General features: G+C 66.9%; 14 protein-coding genes and 1 tRNA gene. 6 read left to right on the top strand and 9 right to left on the bottom strand.

Annotated elements, in window-relative coordinates; translation table 11 throughout:
- Positions 1-21: 21 nt before the first annotated feature.
- Positions 22-1,665 (bottom strand): thiamine pyrophosphate-binding protein, encoded by a 1,644-nt coding sequence (locus tag E8P82_RS01410; protein ID WP_136452696.1) that lies wholly within the window; start codon positions 1,663-1,665, stop codon positions 22-24.
- 267 nt (positions 1,666-1,932) lie between these two features.
- Here E8P82_RS01410 and E8P82_RS01405 point away from each other — a divergent pair, with 267 nt between their 5' ends.
- A complete protein-coding gene (locus tag E8P82_RS01405) occupies positions 1,933-2,781 on the top strand; it encodes an HpcH/HpaI aldolase/citrate lyase family protein (RefSeq protein ID WP_136452695.1) in 849 nt (282 codons plus the stop codon).
- 103 nt (positions 2,782-2,884) lie between these two features.
- Here E8P82_RS01405 and E8P82_RS01400 read toward each other — a convergent pair whose 3' ends face one another.
- Together E8P82_RS01400 and E8P82_RS01395 are read right to left on the bottom strand one after the other, a co-directional pair.
- Entirely contained in the window at positions 2,885-3,967 is a 1,083-nt protein-coding gene (locus E8P82_RS01400) for a fatty acid desaturase family protein (RefSeq protein WP_136452694.1), read from the bottom strand.
- Positions 3,968-4,095: 128 nt separating this feature from the next.
- Complete coding sequence (locus E8P82_RS01395; RefSeq protein ID WP_136452693.1) at positions 4,096-4,725, bottom strand: flavin reductase family protein; 630 nt, start codon at positions 4,723-4,725, stop codon at positions 4,096-4,098.
- 352 nt (positions 4,726-5,077) lie between these two features.
- On the opposite strand from E8P82_RS01395, the gene E8P82_RS01390 reads away from it, so the two are divergent.
- Positions 5,078-5,995: an SDR family oxidoreductase gene (locus E8P82_RS01390; protein WP_136452692.1), complete on the top strand. Its 918-nt coding sequence runs from the start codon at positions 5,078-5,080 to the stop codon at positions 5,993-5,995.
- Positions 5,996-6,071: 76 nt separating this feature from the next.
- Here E8P82_RS01390 and E8P82_RS01385 read toward each other — a convergent pair whose 3' ends face one another.
- Complete coding sequence (locus tag E8P82_RS01385) at positions 6,072-7,052, bottom strand: hypothetical protein (protein ID WP_136452691.1); 981 nt, start codon at positions 7,050-7,052, stop codon at positions 6,072-6,074.
- 166 nt (positions 7,053-7,218) lie between these two features.
- On the opposite strand from E8P82_RS01385, the gene E8P82_RS01380 reads away from it, so the two are divergent.
- The gene (locus tag E8P82_RS01380; protein WP_136452690.1) at positions 7,219-7,719 is read left to right on the top strand and encodes a DUF456 domain-containing protein; all 501 of its coding nucleotides are present in this window, start codon (positions 7,219-7,221) and stop codon (positions 7,717-7,719) included.
- A 38-nt stretch (positions 7,720-7,757) separates the two neighbouring features.
- On the opposite strand, the gene E8P82_RS01375 is transcribed toward E8P82_RS01380, so the two are convergent.
- The 3 genes from E8P82_RS01375 to E8P82_RS01365 form a co-directional block, all read right to left on the bottom strand.
- Positions 7,758-9,542 (bottom strand): glycoside hydrolase family 15 protein, encoded by a 1,785-nt coding sequence (locus tag E8P82_RS01375; RefSeq protein ID WP_136452689.1) that lies wholly within the window; start codon positions 9,540-9,542, stop codon positions 7,758-7,760.
- Between the two features lie 199 nt (positions 9,543-9,741).
- The gene (locus E8P82_RS01370; protein WP_136452688.1) at positions 9,742-11,241 is read right to left on the bottom strand and encodes a S10 family peptidase; all 1,500 of its coding nucleotides are present in this window, start codon (positions 11,239-11,241) and stop codon (positions 9,742-9,744) included.
- A gap of 9 nt (positions 11,242-11,250) precedes the next feature.
- Positions 11,251-12,822, bottom strand: a complete 1,572-nt coding sequence (locus E8P82_RS01365) for a DHA2 family efflux MFS transporter permease subunit (protein WP_136452687.1) — start codon at positions 12,820-12,822, stop codon at positions 11,251-11,253.
- A gap of 105 nt (positions 12,823-12,927) precedes the next feature.
- Here E8P82_RS01365 and E8P82_RS01360 point away from each other — a divergent pair.
- The 3 genes from E8P82_RS01360 (at position 12,928) to E8P82_RS01350 (ending at position 15,577) form a co-directional block, all read left to right on the top strand.
- A tRNA-Ala gene (locus E8P82_RS01360) sits at positions 12,928-13,000 on the top strand.
- A 320-nt stretch (positions 13,001-13,320) separates the two neighbouring features.
- On the top strand, positions 13,321-14,133 hold the full coding sequence (locus E8P82_RS01355) for a GIY-YIG nuclease family protein (protein ID WP_136452686.1): 813 nt from the start codon (positions 13,321-13,323) through the stop codon (positions 14,131-14,133).
- Between the two features lie 346 nt (positions 14,134-14,479).
- The gene (locus E8P82_RS01350) at positions 14,480-15,577 is read left to right on the top strand and encodes a PQQ-dependent sugar dehydrogenase (protein WP_211096777.1); all 1,098 of its coding nucleotides are present in this window, start codon (positions 14,480-14,482) and stop codon (positions 15,575-15,577) included.
- Positions 15,578-15,889: 312 nt separating this feature from the next.
- Here the strand turns inward: E8P82_RS01350 and E8P82_RS15375 are convergent, their stop codons facing one another.
- Together E8P82_RS15375 and E8P82_RS01340 are read right to left on the bottom strand one after the other, a co-directional pair.
- Entirely contained in the window at positions 15,890-16,195 is a 306-nt protein-coding gene (locus E8P82_RS15375; RefSeq protein WP_281275761.1) for a type II toxin-antitoxin system RelE family toxin, read from the bottom strand.
- Positions 16,192-16,467: a type II toxin-antitoxin system Phd/YefM family antitoxin gene (locus E8P82_RS01340; RefSeq protein ID WP_136452684.1), complete on the bottom strand. Its 276-nt coding sequence runs from the start codon at positions 16,465-16,467 to the stop codon at positions 16,192-16,194. The genes E8P82_RS15375 and E8P82_RS01340 overlap by 4 nt, the downstream gene beginning before the upstream one ends.
- Between the last annotated feature and the right edge of the window lie 4 nt (positions 16,468-16,471).

Raw genomic sequence — 16,471 nt, 5'->3', positions numbered from 1 at the left:
GGACACTATCGGACACAGATGCTATTCCTGCGCGCCGGTCGCGACGGCCACGAGCTCCTGCATGTACGGCGCCACGACCTGCTGCGAGACCTTGCAGTCCAGCAGGAGCACGCCGTCGTCGTCGGAGCCCAGCCAGGCGGCGACGTCGTCGAGGTCCCCGAAACTGCTGATCGTCCGGCCGCGTGCACCGAGCGCCGTGGCCAGGGCTGCGAAGTCCACCTCGTCGATCATCATGGGGCCGGCGTCGATGCCCCGGACGGCGTACTGGTGGATCTCGGCCCCGTAGGCGGCATCGTTGAACACGACGATCACGGCGCGGCGTGCCGTGCGGATGAACGAGTCGAGATCCGCAAGAGCCATCAGCGCACCGCCGTCACCCGTGCAGAGCACCACCGTGGAGTCGGGCAGGGCGCGCGCGGCGCCCACGGCGCTGGGGAAGCCGAGGCCGATGCTCTGGAGGGCCGTACCCACCATGATCATGCGGTTGGGGGACGGCACACGAAGATAACCCGGCGCCCAGCCGATGAAGTGGCCGCCGTCCTGCACCACTGTGCGGTCAGCGCTCAGCAGCGTGTCCAGCCTCCGGCACAGGCTGCGGGGATCCAGGCGACCGTCGGGCGCGGCGCGATCGCCGTCTGGCCTCGCGTCGTGTGCATTCCGGGAATCCACGGCGTCCCGCCAGCGGTTCTCGTTCCGACGCGGCACTGCGGTCAGGAGCGCCTCCGCTGCGCTGCGTGCATCCGCGCGCAGGAACTGTGTGACGAGGGGGGACGTCGCCTCGTCGGAGATGTCGATCTGGACGATGTGCGCAGCGCTGTCGAAGGCGTCGCCGAAGCGGGTGGTGAACTGGTTCAGCCTGGCACCCAGGACGAGGACGACGTCGGCCTGCTCCACCAGATGCGCGGTACGCTCCGACGCCCACCCGCCGGCGATCCCCAGCGCGGCCGGATCGTCACCGAAGAGGCCGGCACCGAGCCCGGAGGTCGCCAGGAGCGCACCGAGCGTCTCCGCGAGTCGGGCGGCGGCGTCCCGCGCGTCGCTGAGCCAGGCACCCCGCCCTGCCAGGATGAGCGGACGCTCGGCCGAGGTGAGCAGCGCGGCGATGCGCCCGACGTCGTCGGGCGACGGCGCGGGCGCCGTGACGGTCTCGAGGGGTGCGGGCGCAGGTTCATCCATGGCCTCTGCTCCGGCGAGATCGTAGGGGATGGCCAGGACCACCGCCTCCCGCCGGCGTAGCGCGTGATCGATCGCCGCCGTCGTGATCTCGAGCGGCGCGGCGGCGGAGACCGTGAAGGTGGTGACGCCGAGGCCCGCAGCCACCATGGTCTGGTCCACGTCCCAGGGACGGAGCCCGGTGGTGGGAGCATCCCCGACCACGAGCACGAGCGGGACCTGCGCCCGGACCGCCTCGGCCAGCGGTGTCAGTGCGTTCGTGAAGCCGGCGCCGTAGGTGGTGGTGGCGACGGCGATGCGGCCGGTGGCGCGGAAGTAAGCATCGGCGGCGGCGACCGCACCGGCCTCGTGCCGGACGGCGGTGTAGTGCAGCGATCCGCGCGCTGCCATCACGGCGTCGAGGAAGTAGGCGTTGCCGTTGCCCATCACGCCGAAGACGTCGGTGACATAGGGCTGCAGGGCGGACAGGATCCGGGCGGAGACAGTGGTCATCAGGAGTCTTTTCGGTACGGACGCCCCTGGGCCGGCGTCGCAGGGCGCACGCGGGCGAGGCATTGGTGAGCTTCTTGACGTATATGACTCGGGCTGATCCACCCTTATTGCCTCTTTTTCAGGCACGACGCCCGCAAGCGCCCGACGTCGTCACTATAGTGGACGCCCACGACACCGGGGGATCCTTGGAAGGCCGATCATCGTGCGACGGCCTCGGACGAGGAGCTCCGCTGGAAAACACACAGCCGGGATCAGTAATGTTTGATCATGCCAACTTCCCTCAGGAACAGTCGCGCCGCAGCGCTCCCCGCCAAGCTCTCGCGATCCTGGCTGCTGGCCTCCGCTGCTTCCGAGGACAATTTCATCCCGGCGCTGACCTCCGAGGCGGACTCGGTGGTCTTCGACATGGAGGACGCCGTGCCCGGGCCGGAGAAGCCCGCAGCGCGTGAGCGCGTGGTGGAGGCCCTGTCCACCGGCATGACCGCCTGGGTTCGTGTCAACGCCATCGAGACCGAGTACTGGGCCGACGACCTCGCTGCCCTGTCCAAGGCTCCTGGTCTACGCGGGGTCATGCTGGCGCAGACGGAGAAACCCGAGCAGGTCACCTACACGGCCATGCGGCTGACGGCGGGGACCCCGGTCCTGGCGCTGATCGAGTCCGCAGTCGGGATCGAGAATGCGACGGCGATCGCCAGCGCTCCGGGTACCTTCCGGCTCGCGTTCGGCGTGGGCGACTTCCGCCGCGACACCGGGGCCTCGGACGATCCGATGGCCCTGGCCTACGCGCGGTCCAAACTCGTGGTCGCCTCCCGTGTAGGGCAGCTTCCCGGTCCGATCGACGGCCCGACCGTCGGCGCGCTGGGCGACGAACTGCTCGAGGCATGCAGGGTGACCGCGTCGATGGGGATGACCGGCAAGCTGTGCCTGCTGACCGAGGCCACCGACACCATCAACAAGGGACTCTCGCCGAGCGACTCCGAGATATCCTGGGCCGCCGAACTCCTGCGCGACCACGCCGCCGGCGCCGTGGTGGGTGACGGGTCGTACCTGCCGCGACTGGCCCGCGCGCAGAAGATCTCATCCCTCGCGGACTCGTACGGCCTCTGGAACGCGTAGGTATCTGTCCCGCCTGGACAACGCCATCGCCGCCGATCGTTCCGGTGCGTCCACGTTCTGAAGGACCGACGTCGGGCTGGACGGACGCCGTCGAGGGTGGTTCTCAGGGACGGCGGTAGCGGTTGACCATGGGGCAGTCGAAGGGATCGCGCGCCGCGAGTCCCACGCGGTTCAGGTAGGACACCACGGCACCGTAGGACGCGGCGACGCCGACCTCCGTGTAGGGCACGCGCAGGCGCTCGCAGTGCTCCTTCACGATGACAGCGGCGCGGCGCAGGTGCGGGCGCGGCATGTCGGGGAAGAGGTGGTGCTCGATCTGGAAGTTGAGTCCGCCGAAGGCGTTGTTCACGAACGAGCCGCCGCGGATGTTGCGTGAGGTGAGGACCTGCTTCTGGAAGAAGTCCAGCTTGCTGTCCTTAGGCACCACGGGCATGCCCTTGTGGTTCGGCGCGAAGCTGGCGCCCATGTAGACGCCGAACACGGCCAGCTGCACACCGAGGAACGCGAACGCCATGCCGACGGGCAGGAACCAGAACAGAATGCCCAGGTAGGCGCCGAACCGGGCGCCGAGCAGTGCGAGCTCCACCCAGCGGCCCTTGACCTCTCGGCGGGCGAACAGGGTTCCCATCGAGCGGGCGTGGAGATTGATGCCCTCCATGGTCAGCAGCGGGAAGAACAGATAGCCCTGGCGGCGGGTGATCCACGCCTGGATGCCCTTGGCCTTCGCGGCGTCCTCCTCCAGGAACGAGATGGTATCCACCTCGATGTCCGGGTCCTTGCCTTTCGTGTTCGGATCGTTGTGGTGACGCGTGTGCTTGTCCATCCACCATGCGTAGCTGATGCCCACGACGCCGGCGGCCAGGATGCGCCCCGACCAGTCGTTGGCTCCGCGGCTCCTGAAGATCTGCCGGTGCGAGGCCTCGTGGGCCAGGAAGGCCACCTGCGTGAGGACGACGCCGAGGGCTGCGGCGATGAGGAGCTGGAACCAGGTGTCCCCGAGCAGCGCGAACCCGGTCCAGGCCGCGCCCATGGCGAGGGTCAGGCAGGCGAACACCGAGATGTAGAAGCGTCGTCGGCGGTTCAGCAGACCCTCCTTGCGCACCTGCTTCAGCAGGACGGAGTAGGAGGCGACGACGTCGTTCGGCTTCGAGATGCGAACGGTGCGGGGGGTGGCGGCAATGCTCATGAAATCCCTGAGGCTGGTGGAAGGCTTCCCAGCCAAGGGTGGGGTGCTAACCCGCAGATGACACCAGTATATGGGCACATGCTGTGTCCACCCTGCACGAGTTGGTTCCGACGCGGCAGGCGCCCGCCTCAGCGGTCCTGCTCGGAGCCCTCGAACGAGCCCGGCCAGTCCTCGACCGGTATGCGGTTGATTGCGAGGATCTCTCCCAGCGCTCCCCACTGGTTCTTCCCGAGGCGGGACAGCGGCTTCAGCGCCGTGATATCGGGCAGCTCGCCGTCGAGCACGTCCTCGGAGACCACCGCATGAAGTACTTCGCCGAACACGAGGGTGCAGTCACCCATCTCCAGGATGTGGTGCAGACGGCATTCGAGCGCCACGGGGGACTCGAGCACACGGGGTGGCCGGACCGTGGTGCTCGGCTCGCGGGTGAGGCCTGCGGCGTCGAACTCGCTGACGTGGGGCGGGAAGTTGGTGCCGGTCGCATTGACGGCCTCGAACAGCTTCTCCGGAGTGAGGCTGACCACGAACTCGCCCGTTGCCCGGATGTTGCGCAGGGAATCCTTGACGCCGACGGACGTGAACTGCACGATCGGCGGATTCACGGAGGCAAGGGTGAAGAAGGAATGCGGGGCGAGATTGTCCACGCCGTCCGCCGACGTCGAGGAGACCCAGGCAATAGGGCGGGGGACGATGACGGAGGTCAGGAACTTGTAGAAGGTCCTGCCGGCCTCCGGATCCGGGGCGATGTCTTTGCGCATGAGTGAAGACTAGCCGTCCTGCGACCGGGCGACCGGGGGGGGGTCGGTGCAGGCGTGGCGGCTAGACTGGCGCCACCATGAACTACCTGCGCAAGCTCAGCACCCCGATCGTCTGGCTCGTCGTCGTCGCCCTGGTCCTGGGTATCGGTGCCGGCTTCTTCACCGTCCTCTTCTGACCTGCGGTACCTGCACTCCGTACGCCACGCAAGGTGGCCGGCGGCTCCTCGCTGAACTTGTACCCCCATGGTCGCGCCCCTAAAATTATCAGCAGGCTTAGTTTTTCAGAGCTCAGCCATTGACCCTTCCGCAGCCTTCGAGGCGCGGGCACGCACTCTGCACAGGGAGAACAATCATGACGACCGAGAGCACTGCACGATCGACCGATCAGTACACCTTCCAGAACCCCGTGACGCGCTTCGAGAGCATCGAACCGCCGGCGAAGAGCACGTCCGAGCCGGGACTTGAATCCGAGCTGGAACCCACGGCGGACCGGGGGGAGACCTCCTACCGCGGTACGGGGCGCCTGACCGGGCGTAAGGCGCTCATCACGGGCGCGGATTCCGGTATCGGCTCTGCGGTGGCCATCGCCTACGCGCGAGAAGGCGCGGACGTCGTCCTGTCCTACCTCCCCGAGGAGGAAGAGGACGCGCAGACCGTCAAGGGGATCATCGAGGCGGAGGGGCGCAAGGCCATCTGCATTCCCGGCGACCTCAAGGACCCGGAGTACTGCGTCTCCCTGGTGCAGCAGGCCGCGGAGGGGCTCGGAGGGCTGGACATCCTCGTGAACAATGCCGGCAAGCAGGTGGCGGTGGAGTCGCTGGAGGAACTCACGGACGAGCAGCTCGACCACACGTTCAAGACCAATATCTACTCGTTCTTCCGTGTGACCAAGGAGGCGCTCAAGCACCTGGGGCCGGGGTCCACGATCATCAACACCACTTCCATCCAGGCCTATGAGCCCTCGCCCACCCTCGTGGACTACGCGAGCACGAAGGCCGCGATCAACGCCTTCACCAAGGGACTCGCGCAGCAGCTCGCACCCAAGGGCATCCGCGTGAACGCTGTGGCGCCGGGTCCCATCTGGACTCCGCTGCAGCCCTCGGACGGCCAGCCGACGGAGGCTCTCCCGGAGTTTGGCAAATCCACTCCGCTGGGCCGCGCGGGCCAGCCGACGGAAGTGGCACCGGCCTACGTCTTCCTGGCATCCCCGGAGTCGAGCTACGTGATCGGTGAGACGCTGAACGTGAACGGCGGAATGCCGACGCCCTGAGCACCCGGATGACAGGGGAGGGCCCCGACTCAGTGGAGTCGGGGCCCTCCCCTGTCACTGATGGGTATCCTGGCGGTCACCGCGTTTCTGGCTGGGCGATGGCCTCGTAGTCCGTCCGGTCGACCCTGCGGTGGTAGCGCATGCCGGCAAGACCACCGAGTACTGCTCCGAGGAGAGCGATCGCCGCGACGACGAGCAGGGTGATGAGACCCGGAACGGTGAGATCGGCGATGGACGGCAGGTTCAGGTTCCGGAATCCGGCGGTGACATTGGTCTGGTTCCCGACGATGAGACTGATGATGGTGATGATCACGGCCGCGATGACCGCCCAGAGCCACACCGCCACACCCTGCTTGGCGCCGCTGAAACGGGCCATCCGGCCGGCGACATAACCACCCGCGAAGTACGAGATCAGCAGGGCGACGCCGAAGATGACGGCTGCGACGATGCCCGCCGTCTGGGCCTCGCCCGAGCCGTTCGTGATGTCCGTCGTCGAGAGGTCGGAGCCCGCACCCACGAGCGCCGCGATGGCGCCGATCACCCCGGTGAGCAGCACGAACATCCCGGTGGCGGTGAGCCACCCGAAGAACCCCGAGCCGAACTTCATGCCGCTGAAGTGCTCCTTCTCGCGCTGGTGGAGGATCTTCCGGTCCTCCGCGCTGGGGCCGCCCGCGATGACAGTGGCCGTGCGCGTCTTCGCGAAGTCATCGGTGCCTCTGGTTCCCGGATCGCCGAACGTCCGGGTCACGGTGACCGGGACCACCCGGGTGTTCTCCTGTGTCCTGGGCCCGCGGGACGAGGCAGAGTCCGTATCTTTCGAGGCGGAGACCGGGGCGGGCGTCTGACGGGTCGGTGATGTGTCGGCCGAGGAGTCCGAGTACATCCCCGGAACGTAGTCGCCGCCGTCGTCGTCGTTCGCTGCAGTGCTGCCCGCGCTGCCGACGGTACTCGACCCGCTACTGGAGCGCCCGAGATCCATCGCTTCTGTCGGGTCCTGTGGAGTATCAGCCCGCTGCCGGCCGTCGTCGTCCGGGTTCCGTGTTCCTGGTGTACTCACTGGTCCTCCTGATCTCGGTGCCCTGAGGCTCACTGAGGTTGCTCGGTTTCCCACAGTATTCCATCCCCATCCCGGACAGCCGAAGGCTCTGCCGCGCCGTCCTCAGCTCGCAGCCGTTGCAGATTGGCCGCACGCTCCCCGCGGAGCAGGGTGCAAGACTGGAGCCATGGATCTCCAGGTGGTCATGACGGTGGTGTGCGGGGCGCTGATCGCCGTCGGAATCGCGGGCGTGATCGTCCCCGTCCTGCCCGGCAGCATCCTGATCATCATCTCGCTCCTGGTGTGGGCACTCACCGTGGCCAGCACGGAAGGGTGGGTGGTCTTCGCGATCGGCACCGTGCTTGCCGGCGGTGGCCTCGCAGCAGGGCTCGTCCTCACGGGGCGTACGCTCAGACAGCGGCAGATCCCGGGCAGATCGGTGACCATCGGTGCCCTGGCGGGAATCGTGGGCCTGTTCGTGATTCCCGTGGTGGGCCTGTTCGTCGGCTTCGCGGCCGGGCTCTTCGTGAGCGAACTCGTGCGTCAGCGGCGAGCCGGACCCGCGCTGACCTCGAGCCTCCACGCGTTGAAGGCCACCGGCGTCGGCATCCTGGTGGAGCTGGGGCTCGCCTGCCTCGCCGGAACCACCTGGGTGATCGGCGTCTGGGTCTACTTCACCACCAGCTGATCTGCTCCTGCTCCTGCTCCGAGGTGGCCGGGTCCTGCTCAGCTCGTCATGGGGTCCGCAGGACCGGCGATGGCAAGGGCGGCGTTGATGAGCGCGAGATGGCTCAGGCCCTGCGGAACATTGCCCATGAACGAATTGTCGGCGGGCTCGATCATCTCCGACATCATGCCGACGTCGTTGGCCAGGGGAAGCAGCTGCTCCATGAGCTCCACGGCTTCGTCGCGACGACCGACCGCCGCGAGTGCGGACACCGCCCAGTAGGCACAGGCCACGAAGCTGGCCTCCTCCTGCTGCATACCGCTGTAGCGGTAGATGAGCGGGCCGGACCCGAGTTCATCGCGGATCGCGTCGATCGTGGCGGACATGCGGGGTCCGGTGTCGAAGCCGCTCGTCGCGTGCAGGAGAACCGAGGCGTCGAGGTCGGTGGAGCCCGGGTACCAGACGTAGCTCTGCCGCTCCTCGGACCACCCGTTCTCGTTGACCCAGGCGCTGATGCGGTCGCGTTCGGTGGCCCACCGCTCAACAGGGCCCTGGAGCTGACCGTGCTCCGCGAGCAGGACGGCGCACTTCAGCGCGTTCCAGCAGCCCAGCTTCGAGGAGACGTAGTGCCGTTCCTCCGGTAGTTCCCAGATCCCGGCGTCGCGGTTGTGCCAGATGTCGCAGGTGAGATCGGCGATCCCGGCGAGCTGCCGCATGGTAGTGGGGTCCAGCACATGCCCGGACTGGACGTACTCCCAGACGATGTCGAACAGATCGCCGAAGACGCCCAGCTGCAGTTGGCCCGCCGCACCGTTGCCGTCCACCACCGGGCCGATGTTCCTCCAGCCGGTGAGGTCCGGATGGCGTGTGCCCTCCGGGGTGTCGCCATTGAGATGCGTGAACACCTCCAGGTCCGAGCCCTGGGAGCGCAGGTTCTTCAGCATCCAGGAGACGGCGGCATGTACTTCCTCACGGAGGCCCACCCTCGTGAGCGCGTGGAGGGTGTAGGCGGTGTCCCGGACCCACGCGTAGCGGTAGTCCCAGTTCTTTCCGCCGGCCGCACTTTCCGGCAGGGATGTTGTCGCGGCAGCAGCGATGGAACCCGAGGGGCTGTGCAGCAGCAGTTTGAGGGCCAAGGCGCTGCGCAGGACCGCGTGGCGGTAGGCACCCGTGTAGGCAACGGTGTCGGACCATACCTGCCAGTTCCGGATGGTGCGGTCGACGCCGTCGTCGATGGTCTGCGCGTCGGGGAGGGGGAGCGGTTCGTCGTGGGTGGACACGACGGCCACCAGGTGCCGCGATCCCTCGGACGTGGTGAAGCTGCCCTCGACCGTCTGACCTGTTGGCGGGTGCTGCCCGTGGTCGATGCCGCGGATTCCGAGCCCGATTCCGTTGATGCGGAGGATGGGGTGGTCGGGTTCGCCATCGAGCCAGGCGGAGGCCGTTCCGAAGCACGAACCCGGCATGATGCTCCAGGCCATGTCCACCGATCCGCTCAGGCCGTCGATGCGACGGGCGAGCTCACCCCAGGGCAGCCGACCAGCCACACCCGTGTTCAGCGAGTCCGTGACGCGGACGGCTCCGTTATCGGTGGTGTAGGTCGTCTCGAGGACGTTCGTGCCGTCCACGTAGCGGCGCTCCACGGCGTAGCTCGTCGAGGGCGCCAGCGCCAGGAACCCCTCGCGTGCATCCAGCAGGCGCGCGAAAGCCGGTGTGGAGTCGAGGTCCGGGGTCGGATACCAATCGATGGAGCCGTCGAGCGCCACGAGGGCGACCGTCCGGCCGTCCCCGATGGCGGCATAGGAGCGGAGGTCGGCGAAGCCGGCGTCGTCCCGGATGGCCATGATCAGACTCTGCAGTCCGCTGCCGTCGGTAATCGCGTGCGCGTCAGTTGCGCTTGCCGTTGCGACCGGGCTGCTGCCCGCCGCGACGCTTCCTCATGACGCGGGAGGCGACGAGGGGCACCACTGCCCAGAGGATTCTTCTCAACATGGTGTGTCCTTCTGTTCGGGCCCGGCAACTGCTGCAGCCGGTCCTCCCATCCTACGGTTGTTCCTGTCGGGATCCTGCTGGGGAGACGAAGGCCCGCAGTGCGCTCAGTTGTGCATCCCTGGCCTGCGGGTTGAGGTACATCATGTGCCCGGCCTCGTGATAGTGATGCGTGAAGCGGGCGCGGGCGGCGTCGTCGAGGTCCATGTGTGCCCAGACGTACTCGGCCGCGAAATGCGGGGTCGCGCCGTCGTGGTAGCCGTAATCCACGTGCACGCGCAGCATCGGGTTGTGAACCATGAGCCGCTCCAGGACACCCGAGACGTCCACCGGCGCGCCCTCGAAGGTGCGGTAGCTCCACGGCTGGACGCGCGCGGTCAGGATCTCGTAGGGCAGATCGTTCTCGTAGCCGAGCTCCGCCCGGACGTAGTGGTTCATGGCCGCCGAGTAGGGGCCCGTGATGGCGCGGAGGCTCGGGTCGTCGAACGCGTCGGAGGCCTGGCGATTCTCGGGCCGCGCTGCGAACCGGCCGTCGATGCGGCCCACGGCCAGGCCCTCGGAGCGCAGCAGTTCGGCGGCGAACTCATGGTAGGCCCAGCGGAAATTCGTCCGGCGGATGAAGTCCTCGTCGAGCGTGGTGATGGCGTTGAGGCGGGCGACGACGTCGTCGTACTCCTCGGCGCTCAGCCGGTTACCCTGCGTCAGTGCGTAGCCGAAGTCGCGGGCGGCGTAGTCCTCGGCCTCGCGCACGACGTCGGCCAGCTCGCGCTCGCCGTGCCGACCGTGGAAGTGCGCGATGGCGGCGTAGGTGGGCAGATGCAGGGCGTAGGGCAGATCGCTGCCCGGGAAGAAGCGCAGCGTGGACATGTTGAGCACGGTGGAGATGAGGCCGAGCCCGTTGACGGCCATGCCGTACGCGTCGAACAGGCGCCCGGCCACCGCGACGGCCCGGAGCGTTCCGTAGGATTCGCCCACGAGGTACTTGGGGGAGAGCCAGCGGTTGTTACGGGTGGTCCAGAGCCGGATCACCTCGGCGACGAGGTCCCTGTCCTCGACGAAGGCGTGGAACTCGTCGGCCTTCTCGCCCTCGACCACGCGTGAGAAGCCCGTGTTGACCGGGTCGATCATGACCAGGTCGCTGGATTCGAGCAGGCTGTCCGGGTTGTCGACCAGGCCGAAGGGCGCCGGTGTCATGGAGCCGACGTCGCCGGAGTCCACCAGACGCGGGCCGAGCAGGCCGAGGTGCAGCCACACGGAGGCCGACCCCGGCCCGCCGTTGAAGGCGAACGTGACCGGGCGGCCCGGCTCGGCGTCCTGCTTGGTGTAGGCGACGACGAAGATCTCGGCCTTGGGCTTGAAGCCGTCGGCCTTTCCGTCCTTGGTCTCCTCGCGGCGCAGGACGAGGCGCCCTGTGGTCGTCGTGTACTTCAGGCCGGAGGACGACGTGTGCTCGCGGACCGCGAAGTCGTCGGAGACCTCCTTGGCCTGCATCTGCCCGCCGCCCTGCTGCGAATCCTTCAGCGGTTCCTGTGTGTCCTGCGTCTCATCGGCCATGACAGCAGCCTACCGGTAGTTCTCCGAGGCAACAGGTGAGGAGTCGGTTGCCTTTTCCTGCGCGGAGTCCTTCCTCCCGGCCGAGCCGGCGTCCTGCTCCCAGATGCGATTCTGCTGCGGCTTCGCGAAGAAGAGGGCGGCGATGAAGCCGATGATGATGACGGTGGCCGGAAGATACAGCGACTGGCCCATCGACAGGGCGTAGGCGGCCCGCGCCTCGTCGGGCAGATCCACGTCCGGAGTGGTGCTGACGGCGCCTCCGCCCAGATTGGTCATCAGGCGTGACTGCATGGTCGCGGCGATGGCAGCGCTGCCGAGCACCGCGCCCATCTGCCGGGTGGTGTTGTAGACGCCGGAGCCGGCCCCGGCGAGCGAGGGCGCGAGATTGCGGGTGGCGGTCAGGGACACCGGTGCCCAGATCCCCGCGCTCGACAGACCCAGGAGGGAGACCGGCAGCAGGAGCATCCAGAGCGGTACGTCCGTGGTGAGGATGGAGCCCAGCCAGAAGAGGGCACCGGACATCCCCGCGAACGCGGCCACGGCCAGGTACTTCGGATTGCTCCGCTGGACGAATCTGCCGACGAAGGGAGCGAGGACTCCCGAGATGACGGCCATCGGCGTCAGCAGGAGTGCCGCCTGGGTGGGGGAGAGTCCGCGGACCGTCTGCGCGTAGAGCATCAGGGGCAGCGTCATGGTGGTGATGGAGAACCCCATGGCGGTGATGGAGGTGTTGGCCAGGGAGAAGTTGCGGTCCCTGAAGAGCCTGAGCGGAAGTAGTGGCTCCCCCTTGTTGATCCGCTGCCAGATCACGAAGGCGATGAGCAGCACGATGCCGGCGATGATCAGCGACCAGACGGAGAGCGGGCCGGCGATGGTGCCCCAGTTGTAGGTCTCGCCCTCCTGGATGCCGAAGACGAGGCAGAAGAGTCCGGCGGCACTGAGGAACACCCCGAGCATGTCGAAACGGTGCGACGTCGTCGGCAGGGTCGGCACGAGACGCGCGGCGAGGATGAAGCCCACGACGCCGACGGGCACGTTGATGTAGAAGATCCATTCCCAGCCGGCCGAGTCCACGAGCAGTCCGCCCAGCACCGGACCCACGAGCGTGGCGACCCCGGCCACCGAACCCCACAGACCCATGGCGGTGCCGCGGCGCTCGGGCGGGAAGATCCGGGTGATGACGGACATGGTCTGCGGTGTCATGAGCGCGGCGCCGAGCCCCTGCAGCACGCGGGCGAAGATGAGCACCTCCACGGACCCGGCGAGCCCGCACCACGCACTGGAGAGGGTGAAGACCACCAGTCCTATGAGGTAGATCCGCTTCGGGCCGAACCGGTCGCCGAGCCGGCCGGTCACCAGCAGCGGGACGGCGTAGGCCAGCAGATAGGCGCTGATCACCCAGATGACGCTGTTGATGCCGGCGCCGAGCCCCTCCATGATGGCGGGTGTTGCGACGGAGACGATGGTGGAGTCGACGAGGATCATGAAGAAGCCGATGACGAGCGACCAGAGCGCGGGCCAGGGCCGGATGTCGTCATCCTGCGCCACAGCAGGGGTCTTCGCACGGGTGTTGCTGGACATGGAGAAAGACTACGCCCGGCGTCCGACACCACGACCGGGCTGCGGCGCGGCACAGCGACTTGGGGCCAGGCCGTCCTCGTGGGTACAGTGTGGTGGGCAGTATCCGGGGCTTTAGCTCAGTTGGTAGAGCGTTTCGTTCGCAATGAAAAGGTCAGGGGTTCGATTCCCCTAAGCTCCACAAGTGAAGACGTACTAGAACACCTGACATCGGCAGGTGCAAGGGCACAAACTCCGCGGTACGAGCAGATCACCTCCCGGGCGTCCTCTCGCGCTTCCCTCGAGGCTCGCTCGAGCAGTGTGGTGGTCAACGGCACAGGCATCGATGATCGCAGTTCCTCGCCGGTGCAGGACTTCCCCTGAATCTGTTCAAGGTGGTCGTCGCGCGAACCCCGATGGTGCCCCTCACGTAGAAGGGCGGTCATCCGATCGGATCATTGTGTGCCTCCCGAGAGTTCGGTTGTGGCGCTGGACAACAACACGAGAAGACGAGCTCTACTGATGGCACTGACGTTCGGCCCGGTTCTGCTCGACGCGGGCATCGAGTTCCCTGATGCGCTGGTGATCCGGCATGCGTATGTACGGGAGCACGAGGACGGCGCCCTGCAGGGTATCCATGCGGACTCGACCAATGCCGAGATCCTCGAGTACACGCGCAACCAGTCCGCGAACACGCAGCGATTCCCGGCAGTTCCACCTCGCTTCTGGGTGGTCTTCATCCGAGAAGGCGGCAATCAGGCGCGTCTCTGGTCCGTCGTGGAGAATCGCGGAGAGCTCTCCAGTGACAGGGTGCGTCGGACCTTCGACCTCGTCGAGTCGGAGCACCTGGCCGATCTCCGGAATCGGCTGGTGGTCAGGTGGCGATCGCCTCGCGCCTGGTGGATGCGGGCCACCACTGCGGCGAGCTATCCGGTCGTGGGCATCGCTGATGCAGAGCCCGTGCCGTTCCCGGGCTTTGACCGCCTCGTTCTGGATTATGTGCAGCTCCAGGCGGTCATGCGAGAGAATCGGTACGCGTCGTGGCGCACAGCGCTTGCGTCCGTGATCGGCATCTACCTCATCACCGATACCCGCGATGGACGCCACTACGTCGGGAAGGCGGACGGCGCGGAGAGCATCCGACAGCGGTGGAATGCCTACGCGGCCAACGGGCACGGTGGCAATGTCGAGCTCCGCGGTCTCGATCCGAAGAATTTCCGCTTCTCGCTTCTTCGTGTGCTCGACCCGTCGACACCGACGCAGGCGATAGACGCCACCGAGAGTCACTTCAAAGTTGCGCTCGATACACGCCGGCACGGGTTGAATCGGAACTAGAGCATGAACCGTCGTCGTCCGTAGAGTAGGTGCATGCTTCGATCCTGGTGTCGTTGCATCTGAACTGCGCGCCAAGCCGACGACGCACTACCCGCCCTTGTAGAGGTGAGCGGCCGAATCGTCGTGGTTCGAGTAGATAGTCTCGGCCGTGTGCCGCTCCAGCGCGGCCGAGTCCTTTGTCTACCGTGACCCAGGACACGCCTCACATGAAGGACGTGGAAGCTGACGTCTATCCAGTGGTTGCACAGAGGGGCTTCCACGTGCGGCGCCGGTTGTCTAGCGTGTACCCAGTAGACGGACGCTGTCCCGCGGTACCTCCTACCTCGACGGAAAGAGCGCCATGAGAATGTCTTTCCTGGCAGATCGCAGCTCGGTCACTGTGCTCATTTCGGTGCTGACGATGGCCTTGCTGGCCGGGTGCACGACGAACCCCGAACAGTCCTCGTCGACGCAGCCGAACGCGTCGTCCTCTGTGCGTGCGGGCGAGGTGGACGTCTCGACCATTGCATCAGGTCTCGACGCGCCATGGTCGATCGCGTTCGACGGGGACACCGCGCTGATCAGTGAGCGGGACTCGGGCCGGATCCTCGAACTCACGGACGACGGGCAGCAGCGCGAGATCGGAACGATCGACGCGTCAATGCCGATGGGCGAGGGCGGACTGCTCGGCATCGCCGTCAACGACGATTACCTGTACGCCTACTTCAGCGCCGATGACGAGAATCGCGTGGAACGCTACGAACTGACCGGGGCACCGGGCTCGCTGGGCCTCGGTGAGCCGGAGACCATCCTGGACGGAATTGCCTCCGCGCGAATTCACAACGGGGGACGGATCGCCTTCGGGCCCGACGGGATGCTCTACATCACGGTGGGCGACGCCGGGAACGGCGAAGCGGCTCAGGACCGCGATTCACTGTCGGGCAAGATCCTGCGTCTCACACCGGACGGCGACGTCCCGAAGGGCAATCCGTTCGAGGGTTCCCCGGTGCACAGCTACGGTCACCGCAATCCGCAGGGCCTGGCGTGGGACGACGACGGCACGATGTACGCGTCCGAGTTCGGGCAGGACACCTGGGACGAGCTCAACGTCATCGAGGCTGGCCGGAACTACGGCTGGCCCGTCGTGGAGGGCATGGCCGGCGACGACCGCTTCGTGGATCCCGTGCAGCAGTGGGCTCCGTCAGATGCCAGTCCCAGCGGTATGGCGATCGCTGACGGCAGCATCTGGGTCGCGAATCTGCGTGGCGAGCGGCTGCGTGAGGTTCCGCTGGATGACATTTCCGCCTCGACCGAGTACCTGGTCGGCGAGCAAGGGCGGCTGCGCGACGTCGTCGTCGCGCCGGACGGGTCGCTCTGGGTGCTGACCAACAACACCGACGGCCGCGGGGCCCCCGGTCCCGAAGACGACCGCGTGCTGCGGCTGGACCCCGCTGCTGCAGAGTAGCCCTCGACGGACTTCGACACCTCCGCGATCGACGATTCCCAGACGGATCTGCGCACCGTGGTGCAGACCGTGTGCTGGTCGCCCGGGTTGGGGCGGTTCATGCTCAAGACCGGGGCCGGACCGGGCATCCCGTTCCGGGTCAGACTGACCCCCGGTGAGCACAGGGTCCATGACACCAATGAGGCGTGGGCTGCGGCGCAGGCGAGTGTGACCCGATGAGGGACCCGGCGAACAGTTCCTTCGTGGTGTTGTTCGGGATCGTGGGCGCGGTCGTGCTGTGCGCGGTGCTCATCCACGCCGGTAGCAGTGGGGCTACCGGGCCTTGTATACGCTCGAGCGATGTTCGATGCGGTGGACATACAGGACGTGCTGTTCAGGATCGAGGGTGAACAGCACCCGATAGTCACCACGACGCGCGGTGCGCAGTCCGAGGAGTTCGTTTGTGAGGGGCTTGCTGAGCCGGCGCGGGTTGTCGGCTAGGGGCCCGGTGACGAATTCGACGATCGCGGCCGCAGCCTTCTCGGGGAGCTGGCGGAACCAACTCAGCGCAGGACCGGTGACTTCGACGTTCCAAGCACCAGGATCACCCGCCCGATCCTCTGAGGGCGTATCGCTCACTTCGGCGGCAGTCCGAATTCACGACGCAGGTCATCACCGCTGACTGTTGCGCCTTCGGTGATGTTGCGTTCGGCCTGGGCCAGATCGTCTCTGATGTCAGGCTGAGACAGCCAGTAGATGGTTTCCTGGAGTGACTCCAGATCGTCAGCGGACATCAGGACCGCCGCCGGATGCCCGTGTCGGGTGATCTGAATGATCTCGTGCGTCTTATCGGCCTCGTCGACAAGAGACGAGAGCTTGTCTTTCGCTTCGCTCAGGGGGACTGTTCTCATCCCA

This window comes from Arthrobacter echini, from assembly GCF_004803505.1.
Classification (GTDB): domain Bacteria; phylum Actinomycetota; class Actinomycetes; order Actinomycetales; family Micrococcaceae; genus Arthrobacter_D; species Arthrobacter_D echini.
The sequence above is the reverse complement of the archived record's forward strand: the minus strand, read 5'-3'. Positions and strand labels throughout refer to the sequence as shown.